Annotated in this window: 20 protein-coding genes; 6 read left to right on the top strand and 14 right to left on the bottom strand. The window is 73.1% G+C overall.

Translation table 11 applies throughout. From position 1 onward, the window contains the following. Window positions 1–8: 8 nt before the first annotated feature. The 6 genes from AB0R04_RS07000 to zapE all read right to left on the bottom strand — a co-directional run bounded on the left by AB0R04_RS07000 (window position 9) and on the right by zapE (window position 6059). Window positions 9–989 (bottom strand): TerC family protein, encoded by a 981-nt coding sequence (locus AB0R04_RS07000; RefSeq protein ID WP_363368878.1) that lies wholly within the window; start codon window positions 987–989, stop codon window positions 9–11. Between the two features lie 266 nt (window positions 990–1255). Continuing rightward, entirely contained in the window at window positions 1256–1834 is a 579-nt protein-coding gene (locus tag AB0R04_RS06995) for a TerD family protein (protein ID WP_063349497.1), read from the bottom strand. A gap of 301 nt (window positions 1835–2135) precedes the next feature. Continuing rightward, window positions 2136–4229 (bottom strand): excinuclease ABC subunit UvrB, encoded by a 2094-nt coding sequence (gene uvrB / locus AB0R04_RS06990; RefSeq protein ID WP_063349496.1) that lies wholly within the window; start codon window positions 4227–4229, stop codon window positions 2136–2138. Window positions 4230–4272: 43 nt separating this feature from the next. Further along, the gene (locus AB0R04_RS06985) at window positions 4273–4581 is read right to left on the bottom strand and encodes a helix-turn-helix transcriptional regulator (protein ID WP_063349495.1); all 309 of its coding nucleotides are present in this window, start codon (window positions 4579–4581) and stop codon (window positions 4273–4275) included. Further along, complete coding sequence (locus AB0R04_RS06980; protein ID WP_363368876.1) at window positions 4578–4955, bottom strand: type II toxin-antitoxin system RelE/ParE family toxin; 378 nt, start codon at window positions 4953–4955, stop codon at window positions 4578–4580. Before AB0R04_RS06980 ends, AB0R04_RS06985 begins: the two co-directional genes overlap by 4 nt. 57 nt (window positions 4956–5012) lie before the next feature. Further along, window positions 5013–6059, bottom strand: coding sequence for a cell division protein ZapE (gene zapE / locus AB0R04_RS06975; RefSeq protein ID WP_063351439.1), 1047 nt, complete (start codon window positions 6057–6059; stop codon window positions 5013–5015). Between the two features lie 102 nt (window positions 6060–6161). Here zapE and AB0R04_RS06970 point away from each other — a divergent pair, with 102 nt between their 5' ends. From AB0R04_RS06970 to msrB, 4 genes are all read left to right on the top strand, one after another. Continuing rightward, window positions 6162–6929 carry a pyrimidine reductase family protein gene (locus AB0R04_RS06970; protein ID WP_363368874.1) on the top strand — a complete coding sequence of 256 codons (768 nt, stop codon included), beginning with the start codon at window positions 6162–6164 and terminating at the stop codon, window positions 6927–6929. A 66-nt stretch (window positions 6930–6995) separates the two neighbouring features. Next, window positions 6996–7457, top strand: coding sequence for an indole-3-glycerol phosphate synthase (locus AB0R04_RS06965; protein ID WP_363368872.1), 462 nt, complete (start codon window positions 6996–6998; stop codon window positions 7455–7457). Between the two features lie 104 nt (window positions 7458–7561). After that, the gene (gene murC / locus AB0R04_RS06960) at window positions 7562–8992 is read left to right on the top strand and encodes a UDP-N-acetylmuramate--L-alanine ligase (RefSeq protein WP_363368870.1); all 1431 of its coding nucleotides are present in this window, start codon (window positions 7562–7564) and stop codon (window positions 8990–8992) included. 22 nt (window positions 8993–9014) lie between these two features. After that, window positions 9015–9419: a peptide-methionine (R)-S-oxide reductase MsrB gene (gene msrB / locus AB0R04_RS06955; protein WP_063349491.1), complete on the top strand. Its 405-nt coding sequence runs from the start codon at window positions 9015–9017 to the stop codon at window positions 9417–9419. Between the two features lie 126 nt (window positions 9420–9545). Here the strand turns inward: msrB and AB0R04_RS06950 are convergent, their stop codons facing one another. From AB0R04_RS06950 to AB0R04_RS06915, 8 genes are all read right to left on the bottom strand, one after another. Next, entirely contained in the window at window positions 9546–10736 is a 1191-nt protein-coding gene (locus AB0R04_RS06950; RefSeq protein WP_063349490.1) for a cytochrome P450, read from the bottom strand. Further along, entirely contained in the window at window positions 10733–11341 is a 609-nt protein-coding gene (locus AB0R04_RS06945; RefSeq protein ID WP_363369119.1) for an ATP/GTP-binding protein, read from the bottom strand. The genes AB0R04_RS06950 and AB0R04_RS06945 overlap by 4 nt, the downstream gene beginning before the upstream one ends. Window positions 11342–11396: 55 nt before the next feature. Then, complete coding sequence (locus tag AB0R04_RS06940; protein ID WP_063349488.1) at window positions 11397–11750, bottom strand: DUF742 domain-containing protein; 354 nt, start codon at window positions 11748–11750, stop codon at window positions 11397–11399. Further along, window positions 11747–12178 (bottom strand): roadblock/LC7 domain-containing protein, encoded by a 432-nt coding sequence (locus AB0R04_RS06935; protein ID WP_363368868.1) that lies wholly within the window; start codon window positions 12176–12178, stop codon window positions 11747–11749. Before AB0R04_RS06935 ends, AB0R04_RS06940 begins: the two co-directional genes overlap by 4 nt. Further along, a complete protein-coding gene (locus tag AB0R04_RS06930; RefSeq protein WP_363368866.1) occupies window positions 12175–14013 on the bottom strand; it encodes an ATP-binding protein in 1839 nt (612 codons plus the stop codon). The genes AB0R04_RS06935 and AB0R04_RS06930 overlap by 4 nt, the downstream gene beginning before the upstream one ends. A 105-nt stretch (window positions 14014–14118) precedes the next feature. Continuing rightward, window positions 14119–15132 (bottom strand): MBL fold metallo-hydrolase, encoded by a 1014-nt coding sequence (locus AB0R04_RS06925; RefSeq protein WP_363368864.1) that lies wholly within the window; start codon window positions 15130–15132, stop codon window positions 14119–14121. Between the two features lie 121 nt (window positions 15133–15253). Continuing rightward, entirely contained in the window at window positions 15254–16057 is an 804-nt protein-coding gene (locus AB0R04_RS06920; protein ID WP_363368862.1) for a hypothetical protein, read from the bottom strand. Window positions 16058–16173: 116 nt separating this feature from the next. After that, window positions 16174–17094 carry a GNAT family N-acetyltransferase gene (locus AB0R04_RS06915; RefSeq protein ID WP_363368860.1) on the bottom strand — a complete coding sequence of 307 codons (921 nt, stop codon included), beginning with the start codon at window positions 17092–17094 and terminating at the stop codon, window positions 16174–16176. Between the two features lie 268 nt (window positions 17095–17362). Between AB0R04_RS06915 and AB0R04_RS06910 the strand changes: the two genes are divergently transcribed. Together AB0R04_RS06910 and AB0R04_RS06905 are read left to right on the top strand one after the other, a co-directional pair. Further along, the gene (locus AB0R04_RS06910) at window positions 17363–18676 is read left to right on the top strand and encodes a DUF692 domain-containing protein (RefSeq protein ID WP_363368858.1); all 1314 of its coding nucleotides are present in this window, start codon (window positions 17363–17365) and stop codon (window positions 18674–18676) included. Window positions 18677–18750: 74 nt separating this feature from the next. Further along, complete coding sequence (locus AB0R04_RS06905; protein ID WP_363368856.1) at window positions 18751–19848, top strand: TIGR04222 domain-containing membrane protein; 1098 nt, start codon at window positions 18751–18753, stop codon at window positions 19846–19848. Window positions 19849–19873 lie beyond the last annotated feature (25 nt).

The following is a 19873-nucleotide window of genomic DNA, read 5'->3' as shown; positions in this document are numbered from 1 at the left end:
CGCGGGGGTCAGGCGTCCAGCTTCTGGGCCTCTCGCTCGGCCCGTTCCTGCTTCTTCGAGGCGATCAGGCTGGTCACCGTGGTGACGGCCAGGACGACCACGATGACGCCCAGCGAGAGCGGGATGCCGATCTCCGGCACGTTCGCGCCCGCCTCGTGCGCCGCGTGCAGCACCAGCTTCACGCCGATGAAGCCGAGGATCACCGACAGGCCGTACGACAGGTGGACCAGCTTCTTCAGCAGGCCGCCGATCAGGAAGTACAACTGGCGCAGGCCCATCAGGGCGAAGGCGTTGGCGGTGAAGACGATGTACGGGTCCTGGGTCAGGCCGAAGATCGCCGGGATGGAGTCCAGCGCGAACAGCACGTCCGTGGTGCCGATCGCCAGCATCACGATCAGCATCGGGGTCATCAGCCGGCGGCCGTTCTCCCGGATGAACAACTTCGTGCCGTGGTACGTGTCGGTGGACGGGAATCGCCGCTCGATCGACTTGAGCAGGCGGTTCTCCTCGAACTCGTCCTCCTCCTCGCCGGCCCGGGCCTCCTTGATCAGCTTCCAGGCGGTCCAGATCAGGAAGGCGCCGAAGATGAAGAACACCCAGGAGAACTGGGTGACCAGCGCCGCGCCGCCGGCGATGAAGACCGCCCGCAGCACCAGCGCGATGATCACACCGAACATCAGCACGCGCTGCTGGTAGATCCTCGGCACCGCGAACTTGCCCATGATCAGGATGAAGACGAACAGGTTGTCGACACTGAGCGACTTCTCGGTGATGTAACCGGCGAAGAATTCACCGGCCGGCTGCGCGCCGGAGTGCCACCAGAGGAACCCGCCGAAGATCAGCGCCAGCACGATCCAGACCGCGGTCCAGATCCCGGCCTCCTTGATCGAGACCTCGTGCGGCTTGCGCCCTCCGATGAAGAAGTCCGCCACGATCAGTGCGATCAGCACACCGATCGTGGTGATCCACATGGTTACGGAAACGTCCACTACTGCTCCTCCGGCAGGTAGGCGAGACAGTCATCGTCACTGCCGGAGGTCTCTTCCGCCCGTCGGGCCCGCTCTCGGGGCGTCCGCACGGACCAGCGCCCCGGGGCGCCACTCGTGGGCGCCCGTGATGACGGGGACAACTGCGGGGGAATACTCCCCTCCGCTGCCATCGAGAGTAACAGGAAGCCCAAAGAAAGGTAAAGAAGGTAAAGAACCGTCAGAGATGACGTCCGGGGCGCCCGCCAGGGATGCCGTCCGGGATGCCGTCAGAGGTACGGCTCGATCGCCGGCAGCAGGTCCTGGAAGGTCCGCCCCTTGGCCGGCGCGCCGATCGCCTGCATCTCCCAGCCGCCGGCCCCGTCACGGAACACCTTCGCCATGATCTGCCCGGTGTGCGGCCCTCCCCCGGCCAGCTCGTACCGGGCCAGCTCCTCGCCCGTGGTCTCGTCCACCAGCCGGCAGTGGGCGCCCTGCACCTCCGCGAAGGTCTGCCCGGTGTACGAGCTCACCGTGAACACCACCTGGGTGATGTGCGCCGGCACATGCAGCAGGTCCACCAGGATCGCCTCGTCGTCCTCCGTGCCGGAGCCGCCCTCCAGGTTGTCCCCGGTGTGCCGGACGGAACCGTCCGTGCTCTCCAGGTGCTGGAAGAACACCACGTCGGACGGGGTCTTCTCGGCGTACAGGAGCGCCGACGCGTCCAGGTCGATCGTCCTGGTGCGGCTGCCGAACAGGCCCCGCTTCGGCGCGGCCTGCCAGCCGAGCCCCATCCGGACCACGGTCAACGCGCCGCCCGGCCCCTTCTGGAGACTGACCCGCTGTCCCTTGGCAAGGTTCACCGACACGGCGTTGTCCTCTCTACCCGGCCACGCGGTCGCTCCCCGCGCGGCGCCACGGTGGAACACCCCGTGCCGTCCCCCGGCTGAGGCCCCCTGTTGCTGTCGCACCACCCCGTCCCGAGGTCGATGCCGCAGGCCAGCCTAGGGCCTGCGGCACCCCGCACCTCCCGGCGGTCGCCGCATTGTGGCAAGGCTGAGACACCGCCGGGCTTGACCGGTGTCACACCGGCCCGGCCCGGCGGCCGCCTCGACCCGCCTCAGCCCCCGTCGGCCCCTCTGCCGCCTCGACCCCCGTTCAGGCCCCCGCTCAGGCCACGCCGGCCTCCCGCATCTGGCGCAGCTCCCGCTTCAGCTCCTTCACCTCGTCGCGCAGCCGGGCCGCGACCTCGAACTGGAGGTCGGCGGCGGCCGCGTGCATCCGGTCCGTCATCGACTGGATCAGCTCCGCCAGCTCGGCGGCCGGCAGGCTCTCGCCCTGCTTGCGCTCCATGCCCAGGGCCGGCACCGGGGCCTTGCCCTTCCCGGCGGCCCCGCGGTAGCCGGTGGAGAGCAGCTCGTCGGTGTCCACGTCCTCGCGGGCAAGGGTGTCCAGGATGTCGCCGATCTTCTTCCGCAGCGGCTGCGGGTCGATCCCGTGCTTCTTGTTGTACGCCTGCTGCACGACCCGGCGGCGGTTGGTCTCGTCGATCGCCTTCTCCATCGACGGGGTGATCCGGTCCGCGTACATGTGCACCTGGCCCGAGACGTTTCGGGCGGCCCGCCCGATCGTCTGGATCAGCGAGGTGCCGGAGCGCAGGAAGCCCTCCTTGTCCGCGTCCAGGATCGCCACCAGCGACACCTCGGGCAGGTCCAGGCCCTCGCGCAGCAGGTTGATGCCGACCAGCACGTCGTACCTGCCCGCGCGCAGCTCGCGCAGCAGCTCCACCCGGCGCAGGGTGTCCACGTCGCTGTGCAGGTACCGGACCCGGATGTCCAGGCCGAGCATGTAGTCGGTGAGGTCCTCGGCCATCTTCTTGGTCAGCGTGGTCACCAGGACGCGCTCGTCCCGCTCCACCCGCGTGCGGACCTCGTGCACCAGGTCGTCGATCTGGCCCTCGGTCGGCTTGACGATCACCTCCGGGTCGATCAGACCGGTCGGGCGGATGATCTGCTCGACCTGGCCGTCGCCGCGGGACAGCTCGTACGGGCCGGGCGTCGCCGACAGGTACACCGTCTGGTCGATCCGCCCCAGGAACTCCTCCCACTTCAGCGGGCGGTTGTCCATCGCGGAGGGCAGCCGGAAGCCGTGCTCCACCAGGGTGCGCTTGCGCGAGGCGTCACCCTCGTACATCGCGCCGATCTGCGGGACGGTGACGTGCGACTCGTCGATGACCAGGAGGAAGTCCTCCGGGAAGTAGTCGAGCAGGGTGTTCGGCGGGGAGCCGGGCTCGCGGCCGTCGAAGTGCATCGAGTAGTTCTCGACGCCCGAGCAGGTGCCGATCTGGCGCAGCATCTCGATGTCGTAGGTGGTGCGCATGCGCAGCCGCTGGGCCTCCAGCAGCTTGCCCTGCTTCTCCTGCCGGGCGAGCGTCTCCTCCAGCTCCTTCTCGATGCCGGTGATCGCCCGCTCCATGCGCTCCGGGCCGGCCACGTAGTGCGAGGCGGGGAAGACGTACACCGACTCGTCCTGGCTGATGATCTCGCCGGTGAGCGGGTGCAGGGTGTACAGCGCCTCGATCTCGTCGCCGAACATCTCGATCCGGACGGCCAGCTCCTCGTAGACCGGGAAGATCTCGATGGTGTCGCCGCGGACCCGGAAGGTGCCACGGGTGAACGCCACGTCGTTGCGGGCGTACTGGATGTCCACGAAGCGGCGCAGCAGGACGTCACGGTCGATCTCCTCGCCGACCTTGAGCGGGACCATCCGGTCCACGTACTCCTGCGGGGTGCCGAGGCCGTAGATGCAGGAAACGGAGGCGACCACGATCACGTCCCGCCTGGTCAGCAGCGAGTTGGTCGCCGAGTGCCGCAGCCGCTCGACCTCCTCGTTGATCGAGGAGTCCTTCTCGATGTAGGTGTCCGTCTGCGGGACGTACGCCTCGGGCTGGTAGTAGTCGTAGTACGAGACGAAGTACTCGACCGCGTTGTTCGGCAGCAGCTCGCGGAACTCGTTCGCCAGCTGGGCGGCCAGCGTCTTGTTCGGCGCCATCACCAGGGTGGGCCGCTGCAGCCGCTCGATCATCCACGCCGTGGTGGCCGACTTCCCGGTACCGGTGGCACCGAGCAGGACGACGTCCTTCTCCCCGCCCTTGATCCGCCGCTCCAGCTCGGCGATCGCCGCCGGCTGGTCCCCGTTCGGCTGGAAGGGACTGACGACCTCGAAGGGCGTCACTGACCGCTCAATACTCGTGATGGGTCGCACGAGTCCACCGTACGACCCACCACCGACAAGCGGTGCGGCTCCCTCAGGCCGCGTGCGCCTCGAACCTCATGGCGGGCTCGCGGGCCGGGTCGATGCGGACGACCGAGTCGAACGCGGCGGCGAGGCGTTCGATCAGCGGCAGGGTCGGATCGACGCCGCTCTCCTCGATGCTCTCGACCGTCGCCTCGTCCAGCCCGGCCCGCTCCGCGAGTTCGGCGAGCGTCCAGCCGAGAGCGGATCGGCGGGCGTACACGGCCTCGGCCAGCGCCATCCGCCGCCCGGCCGCCCGGTACTGCTCGCTCTCCCGATGCTCCGGCGGCACGACCCACCGCGTGTGATAACCGCTGCTCACCGCTGCTCCTCCCGGTCGTAGACGTCGTGGTCGGCGGCGGGCAGATGCTCGGCCTCACACACCTTCTGAGCCCGCCGTGCCCGCTCGACCTGATCCGTTTCGCGGTTCCTAGTCTTACGGAAGACCGTCAGCAGCACAGCCCTCCGCCCGGGTGCGAGCCAGTACGTGATCCGCATCGGCCCGACCCGCAGTTCCCGCAGTCCGCCGCCGAGGTGGCTGGAGAGCGGGAACGGCAGGAGTTCACCGTCCTCGGCCAATCGATCCGCCGCGCGCTCGACCGCACGGTACTCGGGGAGCGGACACTGCCGCAGCCACTCGCGTACCTCGGGTTCGATCTCGATCGAGTAGCCCGCTGCGGGCCCGCCACCGGCCATGCGTCCCCCCTCTGCTCCGCTAGGGAGCAACGCCCGGCCGGGGCGGGGGTTACGGGGTCAGGTCTTCGCGCTGTCGCGGGCGAGGGCGACCAGGCGGGAGATGGCGCGGAGGTACTTCTTGCGGTAGCCGCCGCGGAGCATGTCGTCGGGGAAGACCTGGTCGAAGGGGAGGCCGGAGGCGGTGATGGGGAGCTCGCGGTCGTACATGCGGTCGGCGAGGACGACCAGGCGCAGGGCGGTGGACTGGTCGTCGACCTGGCGGACGCCGCGCAGGCAGACGGCGGTGACGTCGTCGAGCAGCGCGCCGTAGCGGCTGGGGTGGACGGCGGAGAGGTGGGCGAGGAGGGTGTCGAAGTCGTCCAGGGAGGCGCCGGGGGTGCGGGCGGCGACGGCGTCGACGGCCGCGTCGGGGTAGGGCGGCGGGGCGTCCGGGAGGCCGCGGTGGCGGTAGTCCTGGCCGTCGATCCGCATCGGGCGGAAGTGCGCGGACAGGCCCTGGATCTCGCGCAGGAAGTCGGCGGCGGCGAAGCGGCCCTCGCCGAGCTTCTCCGGCAGGGTGTTCGAGGTGGCGCAGAGCTTGACGCCGTTGTCGACGAGGCGGGTGAGCAGCGTGGAGACCAGGACGGTGTCGCCCGGGTCGTCGAGCTCGAACTCGTCGATGCACAGCAGCGTGTGCTCGGAGAGGGTCCGGACGGCCTGCTGGAAGCCGAGCGCACCGACCAGGTTGGTCAGCTCGACGAAGGTGCCGAAGGCCTTGGGGCCGGGGGCGGCGTGCCAGAGCGAGGCGAGCAGGTGGGTCTTGCCGACGCCGTAGCCGCCGTCGAGGTACACGCCGGCCGGGCCGGTGGGCGCCGGGGCGGAGCGGCGGAACCAGCTGCGCTTGGGCGCGGAACCGTTTCCCCCGCCGAGGGTGGTGGCGAACTGCTCCAGGACCTGGACGGCCTCGTACTGGCTGGGCTGGTTCGGGTCCGGAATGTACGTCCCGAAGCTCACGTCGGAGAACCGGGGCGGCGGGACCATCTCGGCGACCAGCCGCTCGGCGGGCACGACGGGGCGGCGGTCGGCGAGCGCGATCGGGGAGCCGGCCGCGCTCGCGGCGGCTATGGACTCGGTCGCGGTGTCGGGGCGGGGGGCTGCTGGCACGTTAGTAGAGGGTACGCCTGGTCCCAGGCCCCTCGGGACGGCGGCCGGTGGAAGACTGAGGGCATGCAACAGTTGATCAGCCCGCTGGGCGAGCCGGTCGCCGACCCGGCCTCGCTGGAGTCGCTCGCCGCCGTCTACGCGTACCCCGACCAGGTGAATCGGGGGCGGCCCTGGCTGCGCGCCAACATGGTGGCCGGTCTGGACGGCGGGGCGAGGCTGGAGGGCCTCTCGGAGGGCCTGTCCGGGGACGCCGACAAGCGGATCTTCGGTGTGCTGCGCGCGCTGTCGGACGTGGTGCTGGTGGGCGCGGAGACGGTCCGCGCGGAGGGCTACCGGCCGGCCCGGGCCCGGGCCGAGTTCGCGGCGGCGCGGGCGGCGGCCGGGCAGGCCCCGGCTCCGGCGATCGCGATCGTGAGCCGCTCGCTGACCCTGGACCTGACCGCGCCGCTGTTCACCGCCCCGCTGGTCAGGACGGTGGTGATCACCACCGCGGACGCGCCCGAGGAGCGCCGCCGGGCGGTCGCCGAGGTGGCCGACCTGGTGCTCGCCGGGGAGGGGTCGGTGGACCTGCGGGCGGGCGTGTCGGCGCTGGCGGAGCGGGGCTGGACGCGGTTGCTGAGCGAGGGCGGCCCGCGGCTGCTGGGGCAGCTGGCGGCGGCGGGTCTGCTGGACGAGTTGTGCCTGTCGCTGGCTCCGCTGATCACGGGCGGCGACGCGCCGCGCATCATCCGCGATGCGCAAATGCCTGACGTGCAGCGGATGCGGCTGGTCTCATTGATGGAGCAGAAAGGATTCCTCTTCACCCGCTACCTGCGTCCGCCGACCCCGTGACCGACGGGTCGTGATCCCGTTAATGCGATGCCGGGGCCCGGGGGCCGGCCACTGGAAGGGACTCACGTGTTCAAGACGGTACTGATGATCGAAAAGGCTCTCTCCGACGCGGACGTGGAACTCGTCACCACGCTCCACAGCGACGAGAAGGTCTCCTTCGTCGTCCTGATGCAGCCGCGCGGCAAGCAGGACGAGCTGCTGCGGGCGCTGGACGACGTGGCGCTCGGCCACCTCGACAAGGTGGTGCACGAGCACGACGAGTCCGAGTCCGGGCCGACCGTGGCCACCGAGTCGCTCGAACACAGCCTGCGCCACCTGCGCACGGCCGGGGCCGAGGCGGTCGGCGAGCTGGTCGAGGAGAAGCCGCTGGACCGGCTGCGGACGGCGGTCGAGGAGCACCGCGCGGACGAGGTGGTGGTGCTCACCTCACCGCACTTCGTGGAGGAGTTCTTCCACCGCGACTGGGCCTCCCAGGCCCGGCACAAGGTGGGGGTCCCGGTGCTGCGGCTGTTCGCCAGCGACTCCTAGGGATCCCGGCCGGTGGTGCAGAATCGTCCTTGCGGTCCGCCCGCGAGGACGATTCCCCATCCCGTCCGCCCGACCATTCCGCCCCCGCCCTACGGAGCCCCGCCTTGAACGACGCCGCGCACGACCTGCACGCCCCGCACTTCATCGGCATCGGCGGCGCCGGGATGTCCGGCCTGGCGAAGATCCTCGCGGTGCGCGGCGCCAGCGTCTCCGGCAGCGACTCCAAGGAGTCCGAGACCGTCCTCGCGCTGCGCGCCCTCGGCGCGACCGTGCACGTCGGCCACGCCGCCGAGCACGTGCCGGACGGCACCAGCAGCGTGGTGGTCTCCAGCGCGATCCGCGCCGACAACCCGGAGCTGGCCGCCGCCCACGAGCGCGGCATCCCGGTGGTGCACCGCTCCGACGCGCTGGCCGCCCTGATGGGCGGCCGCCGGGCGCTGGCGGTGGCCGGCACCCACGGCAAGACCACCACCACCAGCATGCTCGCCGTCGCCCTCGGCGAGCTGGGCCTGGACCCGTCCTACGCGATCGGCGGCGACCTCGACGCGCCCGGCTCCAACGCCCACCACGGCGTCGGCGAGATCTTCGTCGCCGAGGCGGACGAGAGCGACCGCAGCTTCCACAAGTACGCGCCCGAGGTGGCGATCGTGCTCAACGTGGAGCTGGACCACCACGCCAACTACGCCTCGATCGAGGAGATCTACGAGTCCTTCGAGACCTTCGTCGGCCGGATCACCCCCGGCGGCACCCTGGTGGTCTCCGCCGACCACGACGGCGCCCGCGAGCTGACCGCCCGGGTGGCCGGCCGCGAGGGCCTCACCGTGGTGACCGTCGGCGCCGCCGAGGACGCCGACGTCCGGGTCCGCTCGGTGGTCGCCCGCGGCATGACCAGCGAGGTCACCGTCGAGCTGGACGGCGTCGAGCTGTCCTTCACCGTCTCGGTGCCCGGCCGGCACTACGCGCACAACGCGGTCTCCGCGCTGGCCGCCGGCGTCGCGCTGGGCGTCCCGGCCGCCGACCTGGCCAAGGCCCTCGGCGCCTACACCGGCGTGCGGCGCCGCCTCCAGCTCAAGGGCGAGGCCGGCGGCGTCCAGGTGATCGACTCCTACGCCCACCACCCCACCGAGATGACCGCCGACCTGGAGGCGATCCGGGAGGGCCTGGAGGGCGAGGGCCGGGTGCTGGTGGTCTTCCAGCCGCACCTGTTCAGCCGCACCCAGCAGCTCGCCGAGGAGATGGGCCAGGCCCTGGCGCTGGCCGACGCCTCGGTGGTGCTGGACATCTACCCGGCCCGCGAGGACCCGATCCCCGGCGTGACCAGCGAGCTGATCATCGACGCCGCCCACCGGGCCGGCGCCGACGTCACCGCCGAGCACTCCTTCGCCGCCGCCCCCGCCGTGCTGGCCGGCCTGGCCCGCCCCGGCGACCTGCTGCTCACCATGGGCGCCGGCGACGTCACCAACCTGGGCCCCGCCATCCTGGAGGAGATCCGGGGAAGCGTGCAGCACCTCTCGAACGTTGCCTCCAACGTCTGACGTACCCCGACCGGGAGCCGTGATGAGCTACGAGATCGAGAAGACCGAGGCCGAGTGGCGGGACGAGCTGAGCCCCGAGGAGTACCACGTGCTCCGCGAGGCGGGCACCGAGCGCCCGTTCACCGGTGAGTACACCGACACCAAGACCGTCGGCGTCTACGGCTGCCGGGCCTGCGGCGCGGAGCTGTTCAGCTCCGAGACCAAGTTCGACAGCCACTGCGGCTGGCCGTCGTACTACGCGCCGCTGGCCGGGGACCGGGTCCAGTACATCGAGGACACCACGCTCGGCATGCGCCGGGTCGAGGTGCGCTGCGCCCGCTGCGGCGGGCACCTGGGCCACGTCTTCGAGGGCGAGGGCTACGGCACGCCGACCGACCAGCGGTACTGCATCAACAGCGTCTCGCTGACGCTGAAGCCGGCCGAGTAGCGCCGGCCGGTCGCGCCGCGAGGGCCCGGGTTTCCGTACGGACGGACACCCGGGCCCTCGTGCGTCCCGGGCCGCTGGAGCCCGGGCCGCCGGGACTCGGACCGGCAGGGTTCGGGCCGCCAGGGCTCAGGCCGTCGGGGCGAAGCGGACCGGGAGGTGGACCAGGGCCCGGTGGAACGGGCCGGGGCGCCAGAGCAGGTCCTCGGCCGGGGTGGCCAGTTCGAGGTCGCTGAGCCGGCTGGTCAGCTGCTCGATCGCGGTGATCGCGATCAGCAGCGCCGGGTCGCGGGCCGGGCAGCCGTGCGGGCCGGCCGCCCAGGCCAGGTGGGCGCTCTCGCCGCTGCGCAGCTCGGTGCCGTCGGTGGGCGGCGCGGCCTGCGAGTTGGCGGCCGCGTAGGAGACCAGCACCAGGGTGCCGGCCGGGATCTCCCGGCCGTGGAAGGTGATGTCGTAGCGCGGGTAGTGGGCGGAGAGGTTGGCCAGCGGCGGCTCGTGCCAGAGCACCTCGTCGATCGCCTGGTAGGCGGTCATCGCGCCGCCGATGAGGGAGCCGGCGTAGCGGGCGTCGGTGAGCAGGCGCAGCAGGGCGTTGCCGATCAGGTTGGTGGTCGGCTCGTGCCCGGCGATCATGGTGAGGGTGATCTGCCGGATCACCTCGTCGTCCTCCAGCCCGGCCGGGTGGGTGACGAACCAGGAGGTGAGGTCGTGCCGGGGCCGCTCGCGCCGCTCGGCGACCATGGCGGTGACCACCGCGACGAGGTCCCCGTACGCGACGACGGCCTTCTCGGTGGACTCGATCATCCCGGCGATCCCGGCGACCAGCCGGGCGCTGTGCTCCTCGGGCACGCCGAACCAGGTGGTGAGGACGAAGGCCGGCAGCTGGCGGGCGTACTCGGCGATCAGGTCGGCGGTGCCGGCCGCCTCGAAGCGGTCGACCAGCTGGTGGGCGACCTCGGCGACCCGGCGCTGGAGCCGGTGCGGTTCGAGCAGGGCGAGGCCGTCGGTGATCACCGCGCGGTAGCGCGCGTGCACCTCGCCGTCGCTGAACAGGGCGGTCGGGCGGTAGCCGAGCACCGGCAGCAGCGGGTTGTCGGGGGCGACGGTGCGCTGCCAGGCGCGGGAGTCCTTGGAGAAGGTGTCGGTGTCGCGCAGCAGGTCCAGGGCGGCCTGGTAGTCGGTGACCAGCAGGGCCTCGACGCCGGGCGCGATCTCCACCGGGGCGACGGCGCCGTAGCGGCGCAGCCGGTCGTAGACCAGCTGCGGGTCGGCGGCGAAGACCGGGCCGTAGATCGGGGTCGGGCGGGTGTCGGTGGTCACGGGCGCTCCTCGGCGGCGGAGGCGGCAGGGACGGTCGCTACCTGGTCTGCGGGGTCGGGGGCGTTCGCGGGGGCCGCGGGCAGGCCGTCGAGGACGTGCTCGGCCAGCGCGATCAGCGCGTCCAGGCTGGCGCCGCGCTCGCGGGCGTCGCAGAGCAGCAGCGGGGTGGTGGGGTGCAGGTCCAGGTGGGCGCGCAGCACCTCGATCGAGTGGACCGGCGCGTCCGGGAAGCAGTTGACGGCGACGGCGTAGGGCAGGCCCTGCTCCTCGACCATGTCCATGATCTCGAAGGAGTCGGCGAGCCGGCGGGTGTCGGCGAGCACCAGCGCGCCGAGGGCGCCGCGGGCGATGTCCTGCCAGAGCGGGAAGAAGCGGCGCTGGCCGGGGGTGCCGAACATGTAGAGCACGAGGTTGCCGGGCAGGGTCAGCCGGCCGAAGTCGACGGCGACCGTGGTGGTGGCCTTCTCGGGCAGGCCGGCCAGGTCGTCCACCGGCCGTCCGGTCTCGGTCATCGCCTCCTCGGTGTGCAGGGTGGCGATCTCGGAGAGGGTGCGGATGAGCGTCGTCTTGCCGACCCCGAACGGGCCGGCCACCACCAGCTTCATCAGCGTCTGGTCCCGGTCGGGCAGGTAGCCCACCCGGCTCGGCCGGTCGGCCGGGCTACCGGAGCGCACGGAGTCCAACGAGGAGCCTCTCGACGATGGAGCGGTCGGTCTGCTGGGCGCGCGGGATCGGCGCGCGGGCGCGCAGGCAGCCCGCCTCGACCAGATCGGCCGCGAGGAAGACGGTGGCGCTGACCGGCAGGCACAGGTGCGCGGCGGCCTCCACCACGGTCAGCGCACCGGGGCGCAGCAGTTCCCAGAGCCGCTGGTGTTCGGGTTCCAGCTCGCGGGGCGGTTCGGTGCGGTCCGCGAACAGCACGGTGAGCCGGTCGAAGCCGGCGGTGCCGGGGCGGCTGCGGCCGCCGGTGGCCAGGTAGGCGGGCACCATCCGCCTGCGGGGTACGGCGGTCATGATCGGACGGTGGTGTCCTGCTGCCGGCTCGGACTCGCGAGGGCACGGCCCAGGGCGGCGACCTGCACCTGCATCTGGTAGGCCACGTTGCCGAGTTGGGCCTCCGGGGAGGTGAACACGGCGAGCGAGGTGTTCTCCCCGGCCGGGACGACGACGGCGTAGCCGAGGTCGGACTCGACGACGGTCTGGGCCAGCCGGGGCCGTTCGGTGTCGGTGAAGGCGCTGGTGAACGCGCGGGCGGCGGCGTGCACGGTGGCGGTCATCGCGGCGACCCGCTCGGCGGAGGCGCGGTCGAGCCCGTCGGAGGCTCCCTCGACGAGGCCGTCACCGGTGGCGATGACCGCGTGCAGCACCCCCGGCAGCTCCAGCAGCGGGGTCAGCACCCACGAGATCTCGTCGGTGGTGGTCGGGCTGGGCGTGCTGGTCACTGCTCGGCTCCTTCGGGGGTCGGGGCGGGCGGACGGACGGTGGTGCGGGCACCGGTGTCGCGGGCGGCCGCGGTCGGGCCGCTCCCGCCGGTCGGGCTGGATTCGCTGGCCGGGCTGGTCCCGGCGGTCGCGCTGGACCCGCCGGTCGTGCTGGTCCCGCGGGCGGCCTGTGCCACGGCGGCGCGGCCGGAGTCGGTGCCCTCCTGGAGCGCCTGCCAGTGGGCGGCGGCGCGCTCGGGCGTCCGCTCGGGGGCCCGGGCGGGCGGCTCGGCCGGTGCGGCGGACGGCCTGGCGGCGGGCTCGGGGGCGCCGGGGCCGTCGGCGGTGACCGGTCGGCGGCGCCGCCGGCTGGGCAGGCCGGTGCCGTCGTCGACCGGGTCGGCGGGGCCGGCCGGCGCGTCGGGCACCGCGTGGATGGCGGGCGCGGGGTGCGGGCCCGGCTGGTTGTGCCGGTCGGCGAGCGGGGGCGGCCCGTCGCCCTCGTCGGCGTCGCGCATCGGCGGGACGGCCTGGACGGTGGGCGCGGGGGCCGGGCCGGCGCCGGCCCGCAGCGGCAGCGGGGTGAGCACCGACAGCGGCTGCTCGTCGTCGACGACGGTCACCAGCGCGGCCGGGATGCGCAGGATGGTGCGCATCCCGCCGTACGGCGAGGGCTCGATGTGGCAGGAGAAGCCGTACTGGCGGGCCAGTTTGCCGATCACCGCGAAGCCGGTCTTGGGCGGGTTGCCGAGTTCGGTGAGCAGGACGTCGGGCGGGCCGGCCAGCAGTCGGCGGGCCCGGCGCAGCTGGTCGTCGTCCATGCCGATGCCGCTGTCGTCGATGATCACCAGCGCGCCGCGGCCGCCCTGCTGGACGGTGACCGGGATGTCGGTCTCCGGGTGCGAGTAGGCGGAGGCGTTGGCGAGGAGTTCGGCGACGGTGATGGCCAGCGGCTCGGCGGCCCGGGCGACCACGGCGAGCCGCTGCTCGCGCAGGTGGTTGGCGACCTTGATCCGGGCGTAGCCGGGCACCCGGGAGAGCGCGCCGACCACCACTTCGGCGAGCGGGGAGTCGGTGCGGGCCAGGCCGGGCCAGGCTTCGCAGAGCACGGCGACGGTCTGGATCCGGCGCAGCGCGACCTCGTTGCGGAAGTCGACCTCCAGCAGCCGGGGGTCGTCGTTGTCGTGCTGGAGCTGCTGGACCAGGCTCTGGATCTGGTAGAGCAGCGTCTGGATCCGGGAGGTGGCGCCGCGCATGGCGGCGCGGGCGGCGGCGTCGACGCGTTCGCGCTCGTCGGTGAGGGCGGCGGAGGCGGCGTCCAGGACGGACTGCAGCGCCCGGACGGCCTCGGGGCCGACGGCCTGCGAGTCCAGCGGGCCGACCAGCGGGGCGTTGGCGTGGCTGAGCCGGACGGCGGTGGCGGCGACCCGTTCCTGGGCGAGGTGGCCGATCTCGGCGAGCAGGGCGGCGGTGTGCTCCTCGGCGGCGGTGAGCCGCCGTTCGGCCTCCCCGGCCCGGGTGCTCGCGGCGGCGGCCCGCTGGTCGGTCTCCCGGGTGGCGTCCTCGGCGGTGCGGGCTCGGCTCTCGGCCTCCCGGGTGCGCTCCTCGGCGGCCCGGTAGCGGCTCTCGGCGTGGTGGGTCTCCTCGGTGGCGCGCCGGGCGGCCTCCTGTGCCTCGCGCAGTTGCTGCTCGGCGCGGGCCAGCCGGCCTTCGGCGGCGCGGGCGCGTTCCTCGCCGTGGCCGCGGGCGGTCTCGGCGGCGACCGCCCGGGTGAGGGCCCGGGCCCGGCCTCGGGCGAGCACGCCCGCCGTCGCGGCGGCGACCAGCGCCAGGGCGATCAGCGCAATCTGCGTCATCGAAGTCCTCGGGAGTCCTCTGGGGGTCCTGGCTGGTCGGCTGCTGCCGGGCCGGGGGCCGGTGGTGGTCCAGCCCGGGCGCGGCGGGCGTTCAGTCCCGGGCGTTCAGTCCCGGGCGGCGGCGCGCGGGCGCGGGCTGCGGGCGGCGTCCTCCGCCAGTTCGCGGGCCACCTGGGCGACCTGGCCCATGGCCTCCAGGACGTTCGGCACCTCGGTGCCGTCCAGGTGCCGGTACTCGGCGGCGACGGTGAGCACCAGCCGCTCGGGCAGGCCGAGTTCGGGGTGGCGCTGCTCGGCGATCACCCGCCGGGCGGCGTCCAGCGCGGGGATCCCGGCGGTGTGCAGGGCGTGCGCGCGCTCCCGGACGTACGTCAGGTAGGCGATGTGGTGGCGGACGCCGTCGCGGTCGAGCACGGGGCCGTGGCCGGGGACGAAGATCTCGGCGCCGGTGGCCAGGATCCGCTCGCAGGCGGTGATCACGTTCTCCAGCGGGCCGGCCCAGTGCACCGGGTGGTCGCCCGGGTACTCGGGGGTCGAGCCGAAGATCACGTCGCCGGTGAAGACGGCGCGCTGGTACGGGAGGTGGACGATCAGGTCGCCGCCGGTGTGGGCGGCGGGCAGGCCGGTCACCTGCACCGGGTACTCCCCCACCCGCAGTTCCAGCTCGCCGGTGAAGACGGTGTCCGGGTGCACGGGGTCGGTGGCGGACCAGTCGAACCGTCCGAAGTGCTCTCTGAGGTAGCCGCCGAGCGGGGAGTCCGGGTCGCCGCCGACGACGAGGGCGTGCTGCTGCTGCGGGGTGGGCTCGTAGTGGATGTGCTCCAGCGCCTCGCGGGTGGAGATCACCTCGGCGTCCGGGACGACTCCGGCGCCCCACAGGTGGTCGCCGTTGGCGTGGGTGACGATCACCCGGTCGACCTCGACCCCGGCCGGCAGCAGGCGGCGGCTGGCGGCGAGGAACTCCCCGGCCAGGGTGGGGTCGTAGGGGGTGTCGATCCAGAGCGCGGTCTTCGCCGAGGCCAGCAGCCCGCAGTTGGCCAGGCCCCAGCCCCGCTTCGGGGGGAGCCACACGTACAGGCCCTCGGCAATCGCGCTCACGTTCGCACGGTTGATCGTCATGTGCGCGATTATGCCCAAAGTGTGTCAGGGGCGGGGCAAAACCTGTACGGCCGCCAGGAGTTACTGCCCCAGACTCTCCCGAGCTGTCCGGTTTCGCCCCCTGTGGTCGAGACCAATCGTCTCAACCGTCGGGACGACCCGTGGACACCTCGCCCCGGAATCCCGACGGGACGTCGGACCGGGGCGCGGGCAGGGTGCGGCAGACCTCGACCGTGACGTCGACGGTGTCCAGGCCTATCACCCGCCCCTCCACCGCGACGAATCCTTTCTCCCCCGAGCGGAAGAGCGCCGCCAGCGGGGAGTTGCGGCTCGCCGCGGTCAACGCCTCCACCGCCATCGCGGAGCCGAAGGCGAACACCCCGCAGAGCACGATGCAGGGCGCCTGCCGGGGCGTGCGGGTCACGAAGATGAAGCCGTGGTCGCGGATCAGCTCCCCGGCCGGGTTGTACAGCGCCTCGAAGGTCATTGCGCCCCACCGGGCACGGGCCTCGTCCGGGTACTCGATGGCGAAATCCGGGAACACCGCGTCCAGCACGCCGCCGGAATAGGAGTTGACGCTCGGGCCCCCGATCGAGAACGTCGGCATCCGCGGATCCTGCGCGCCGGCCACCACCAGCTCGATCGTCGCCTTCCGGTTGACCTTCCGCAGCAGGTCGGTGAGCCCCGCTATCGCCCTGGCCTCGGCCATCGGCATGAACAGCACGTTCTTCGGCCCGCGGCTGGTCAACTGGCAGCCGTCCGTGGTGAAGGCGAACTCCGCGACCTCGATGCTCGGCGTGATGATCTGCACCCGGCTGTACGGCGCCAACAGCGCCCGCAGGAAGCCGTAGCGCAGGAACAGTCTGGTCCGGGCGAGGGAGCGGGCCGCGAGGAAGCCGATCACGGCCGGAACCGATGCGATGAACACCTGGAGCAGGATCTCCATATCATCCCCACGGAGAAAGACTCGACCACGAACTGTGTGCCCTGGTTAAGTCCCCTCCGTGGCCGGAAATACCCCCCTCGCGGCAATTCCGACCGTCAGGATTGCCGCACCCGGCGTCACTTCAGGCGCTTGATCCCCTTGCGCTCCCCGGCGCACCGCTCGTACCCCAGCCACGCGTTGATCGCGAGCATCGGCGCATTGGTCTCGTCGTTGGAGGTGTACGCGCGCCGGTAGCCCGCCCCGGCCGCCAGGCGCAGCGACTCCAGCTTGGCCAGCTTGCTCAGCCCGCGCCCGCGGAACTCCCGGCGGCAGGCGGTGAACGCGGACCAGTAGCGGTCCACCCCGTCGGTCTGCGCCATGCTGAACGCGGCCGGTTCGCCGTCCACCACGGCGACGACGGTCAGCGCCCGGTCCAGGTCCGGCCGGGCCCAGTCGCCCCGCAGCCAGTCCTCGTACTCCAGGGCGTCCATCGGCACCTCGCCGGGCTCGTCCCGGACGGCGTCCGCCTCGACCAGGAACAGCGGGCGCGGGTCGGCCGCCCAGTCGGCGGCCGGGCGCAGCTCGACACCGGCCGGCCGTACGGGCGCCTGCGGCAGCGGCAGCGCCAAGTCCCGTCCGCCGAACTGCGCCGCGCGCCCGAGCTCGTAGCCCCGGGCGGCGGCGAAGGCCAGCGAGGCGGGCTCGTCGTCCAGCCAGGTGTGCAGCTCGCTCACCCCGTGCCCGGCCAGGTGCCGTTCGGCCGCGGCCAGCAGCGCGGTCGCCGCGCCGCGCCGCCGGAACCCCGGCAGCACGCTGCCGTTGGCGTACCCGACGCCGGCGGTCGTCGTCCCGAGCACCGCCGCACAGCGCACCGCGCCGACCACCCGGCCGTCCAGCTCGGCGACGAAGGTGCGGAAGTGCTCGCCCGGACTCTGCCGGCCGTTCATCCAGAGCAGGGCCTCGGAGGTCATCACCAGGTGCTCGCGCCCGGCCCGGTGGGCGGCGGCCACGGCCTCGGCGTCGTCGGGACAGAAGTCACGGATCGTCAAAGAAGTCATGGGTTCCCACGCTAGCCCCGCCCGCCCGTCCGGCGCCTGCGAATTTTCCCTCGCCGGTGCGCCTCACCTGCGGCAACGGCCCCGGCTTGGGACCAAAGTCCCTCACCCCCGCGGCGGCAAGCTCAAATAATGCTCTGAGAAGACCGGGCGGGGCTTGGCAGCCGCCCCACCCGGGGACATCCTCAGCAACACGGCCGCGCGGTCCTGGCGACGAAGCCCGCACCACCCGACGGCCTCCCCACCCGGCCCTCCGAAAGGGGGCGAACCGATGACCTCCCCTGCCCTGGACCTGCCCGGCTCCGCCACCCCGGCGCGGGGCGGCGCACCCCGCCTCGGCGTCGGCCTCGGCTGGCGCAGCGAGATCGACACCGTCGTCGAACGCCAACCCGGCCTGGACTGGGTCGAGGTGGTCGCCGAGAACATCTGCGCCGACCACCTGCCCGAGTCCCTGACGGTCCTGCTCGCCCGTGGCGTCACCGTCATCCCGCACGGCGTGGCGCTCGGCCTCGGCGGCGCCGACCTGCCCGACCCCGCCCGGCTCGCCAAGCTCGCCGGGGCGGCGCTCGCCCTCGGCTCCCCGCTGGTCACCGAACACCTGGCGTTCGTCCGGGCCGGCGGCCTGGAGGCCGGCCACCTGCTGCCCGTCCCCCGCACCCGGGACTCGCTGCGGGTGATCGCCGAGAACGTCCGGATCGCCCAGGACCAACTCCCGGTGCCGCTCGCGCTGGAGAACATCGCCGCCCAGCTGGCCTGGCCCGACGACGAGCTGACCGAGGGGCAGTTCCTCGCCGAACTGGTCGAGCGGACCGGCGTCCGGCTGCTGATCGACGTCGCCAACCTGCACACCAACCGGGTCAACCTCGGCATCGACCCGGCCGCCGAACTGGACCGCCTGCCGCTGGAGGCGCTCGCCTACGTCCACGTCGCCGGCGGCACCCTGGTCGACGGCGTCTGGCACGACACCCACGCCCACCCCGTCACCGAACCGGTGCTGGAGGTCCTGGCCGAACTCTGCGCACGGGTCGCACCACCCGGCGTCCTGTTGGAACGGGACGCCGCCTTCCCGCCGCCCAGCGAGCTGGCCGGCGAACTGGACGCCATCCGCCGGGTGCTGGAGGGGAGCACCCCGCGGACGGCCCCACCGGCCCCCCGCACCGAGCCCCGGGAGACTGCGGCGGGCGCGTGCCCGAGCGGCACCCGCGCCCGGCTGGCGCGGCGCCAGGAGGACCTGCTCGCCGCACTGGTGGCCGGCGGGCCAATCCCGCCCGGCTTCGACCCGGACCAGGTCCGCGCCCAGTCCACCGGCCTGGCCACCAAACGGCGGGACACCGTCGCCAAGGTGGCCCCCGAACTGCCCCGCCTGCTCGGCCGGCCGTACGGACCGCTGTTCCTCGACTACGCCCGCCGGCACCCGCAGACCGGCGGCTACCGCACCGACGCCCGGGCCTTCGCCGCCTGGGCACTCGCCGACGGCGGCCCGCTCGCCGCCGACCACCGCCGGGCCCTGGAGCAGTGGCTCCACCCGGCCGCCGAGCGGCCGCCCGGCGCGTTCGCCCGCCTGCGCCGAGCCCTGCGGCACTGAGCAGGCACTGAGCAGGCACTGAGCAGGCGATGAGCACCCGTCTTCACCGCACACCTTCGGGGGGGAACCCGCCCATGTGGCACAACACCTACTTCGTCATCCCCGCCGTCCTGCTGGTGGCGGCCTCGCTGTACGCGGCCCGGACCAAGCATCGGGTCGGCCAGGTCACACACGTCCGGGGCCTGCCGGGCCGCGGCCTGCCGCTGATGGACACCGCCTTCCTGTCCGGCGGCCCCGGCCGGGTCTTCGACACCGCCCTGATCCGGATGCACCTCTCCGAGCGGGCCGTGATCAGCCGCGCCGGCCTGGTCACCCTCACCGGGCACAAGCCGTACGACGCCGTCGACCAGGCCGTCCTGGACGCCGTCGGCCCGGGCGGCAGCCGTGAACTCGCCCCGCTGCGCCGGGCCGTGATGCGCTCCGCCGCCGTGCAGGAGATCGGCAACCGGCTCGCCGACCGTGGCCTGATGCGCCGCCCCGAGCGGCTGCGGCGGGCCCGCACCGCCCGGCGGCTGCTCTGGCTCGCGCTGCTCGGCGTCGCCGTCTCGACCGTCCTCGCCCACGTGCTGGACGACGGCGGCGCCGGCTCCGACCACCCCGCGCCGTGGGTCCCGGTGGTGCTCCTGGTCTTCGGCGGGATGAGCCTGCTCGTCACCTGGCCGGTCAAGGGCCGGATCACCCCGGCCGGGCGGCGCCAGCTCTCCCTGATGAAGGTCGGCACGCCGTGGACGCCGAGCGCCGGCCTGTCGCCGAAGACGACCGGCGGCGTGCTGCTGGGCGCCCTCGCGCTCGGCGGGCTGGCCGCCGCCGGGCTGGAGGACGACGAGCTGCAGTCCGCGATGCTGGCCGCGGCCGCCCAGGACGAGGCGATGAAGTCGGCCGCCGCGAGCTCCTACGCCGCCTCCTCCTCGACGGGCTCCTCCAGCAGCTTTCCCCCCAGCTCGTGCAGCTCGTCCGGGTCCTCCTGCGGGGGCTCCACGGCCTGGTGCGGCTCCTCCCACTCCGGCTCCTCCGGCTGCGGGGGAAGCAGCAGCAGCTGCGGATCCTCGTCCTCCAGCTGCGGCTCCGGCTCCAGCAGTTGCGGCTCCTCCTCGTCGAGCTGCGGGTCGTCCTCGTCCAGTTGCGGGTCGTCCTCGTCGAGCTGCGGTGGCGGCGGCGGCTGCGGCTCCTGACGTCACAGTTCGGTATCGCGGTCCG

The sequence above is a fragment of the Kitasatospora sp. NPDC056731 genome, from assembly GCF_040687675.1.
GTDB lineage: Bacteria > Actinomycetota > Actinomycetes > Streptomycetales > Streptomycetaceae > Kitasatospora.
This window is presented reverse-complemented; position numbering and strand designations above follow the sequence as displayed.

Coding starts and splice junctions, on each gene's coding strand:
- AB0R04_RS06980 (WP_363368876.1), bottom strand. CDS start 4,955: ATGGCCGGTGGCGGGCCCGCAGCGGGCTACTCGATCGAGATCGAACCC.
- AB0R04_RS06970 (WP_363368874.1), top strand. CDS start 6,162: ATGCAACAGTTGATCAGCCCGCTGGGCGAGCCGGTCGCCGACCCGGCC.
- msrB (WP_063349491.1), top strand. CDS start 9,015: ATGAGCTACGAGATCGAGAAGACCGAGGCCGAGTGGCGGGACGAGCTG.
- AB0R04_RS06945 (WP_363369119.1), bottom strand. CDS start 11,341: ATGAAGCTGGTGGTGGCCGGCCCGTTCGGGGTCGGCAAGACGACGCTC.
- AB0R04_RS06940 (WP_063349488.1), bottom strand. CDS start 11,750: ATGACCGCCGTACCCCGCAGGCGGATGGTGCCCGCCTACCTGGCCACC.
- AB0R04_RS06930 (WP_363368866.1), bottom strand. CDS start 14,013: ATGACGCAGATTGCGCTGATCGCCCTGGCGCTGGTCGCCGCCGCGACG.
- AB0R04_RS06925 (WP_363368864.1), bottom strand. CDS start 15,132: ATGACGATCAACCGTGCGAACGTGAGCGCGATTGCCGAGGGCCTGTAC.
- AB0R04_RS06920 (WP_363368862.1), bottom strand. CDS start 16,057: ATGGAGATCCTGCTCCAGGTGTTCATCGCATCGGTTCCGGCCGTGATC.
- AB0R04_RS06915 (WP_363368860.1), bottom strand. CDS start 17,094: ATGACTTCTTTGACGATCCGTGACTTCTGTCCCGACGACGCCGAGGCC.
- AB0R04_RS06910 (WP_363368858.1), top strand. CDS start 17,363: ATGACCTCCCCTGCCCTGGACCTGCCCGGCTCCGCCACCCCGGCGCGG.
- AB0R04_RS06905 (WP_363368856.1), top strand. CDS start 18,751: ATGTGGCACAACACCTACTTCGTCATCCCCGCCGTCCTGCTGGTGGCG.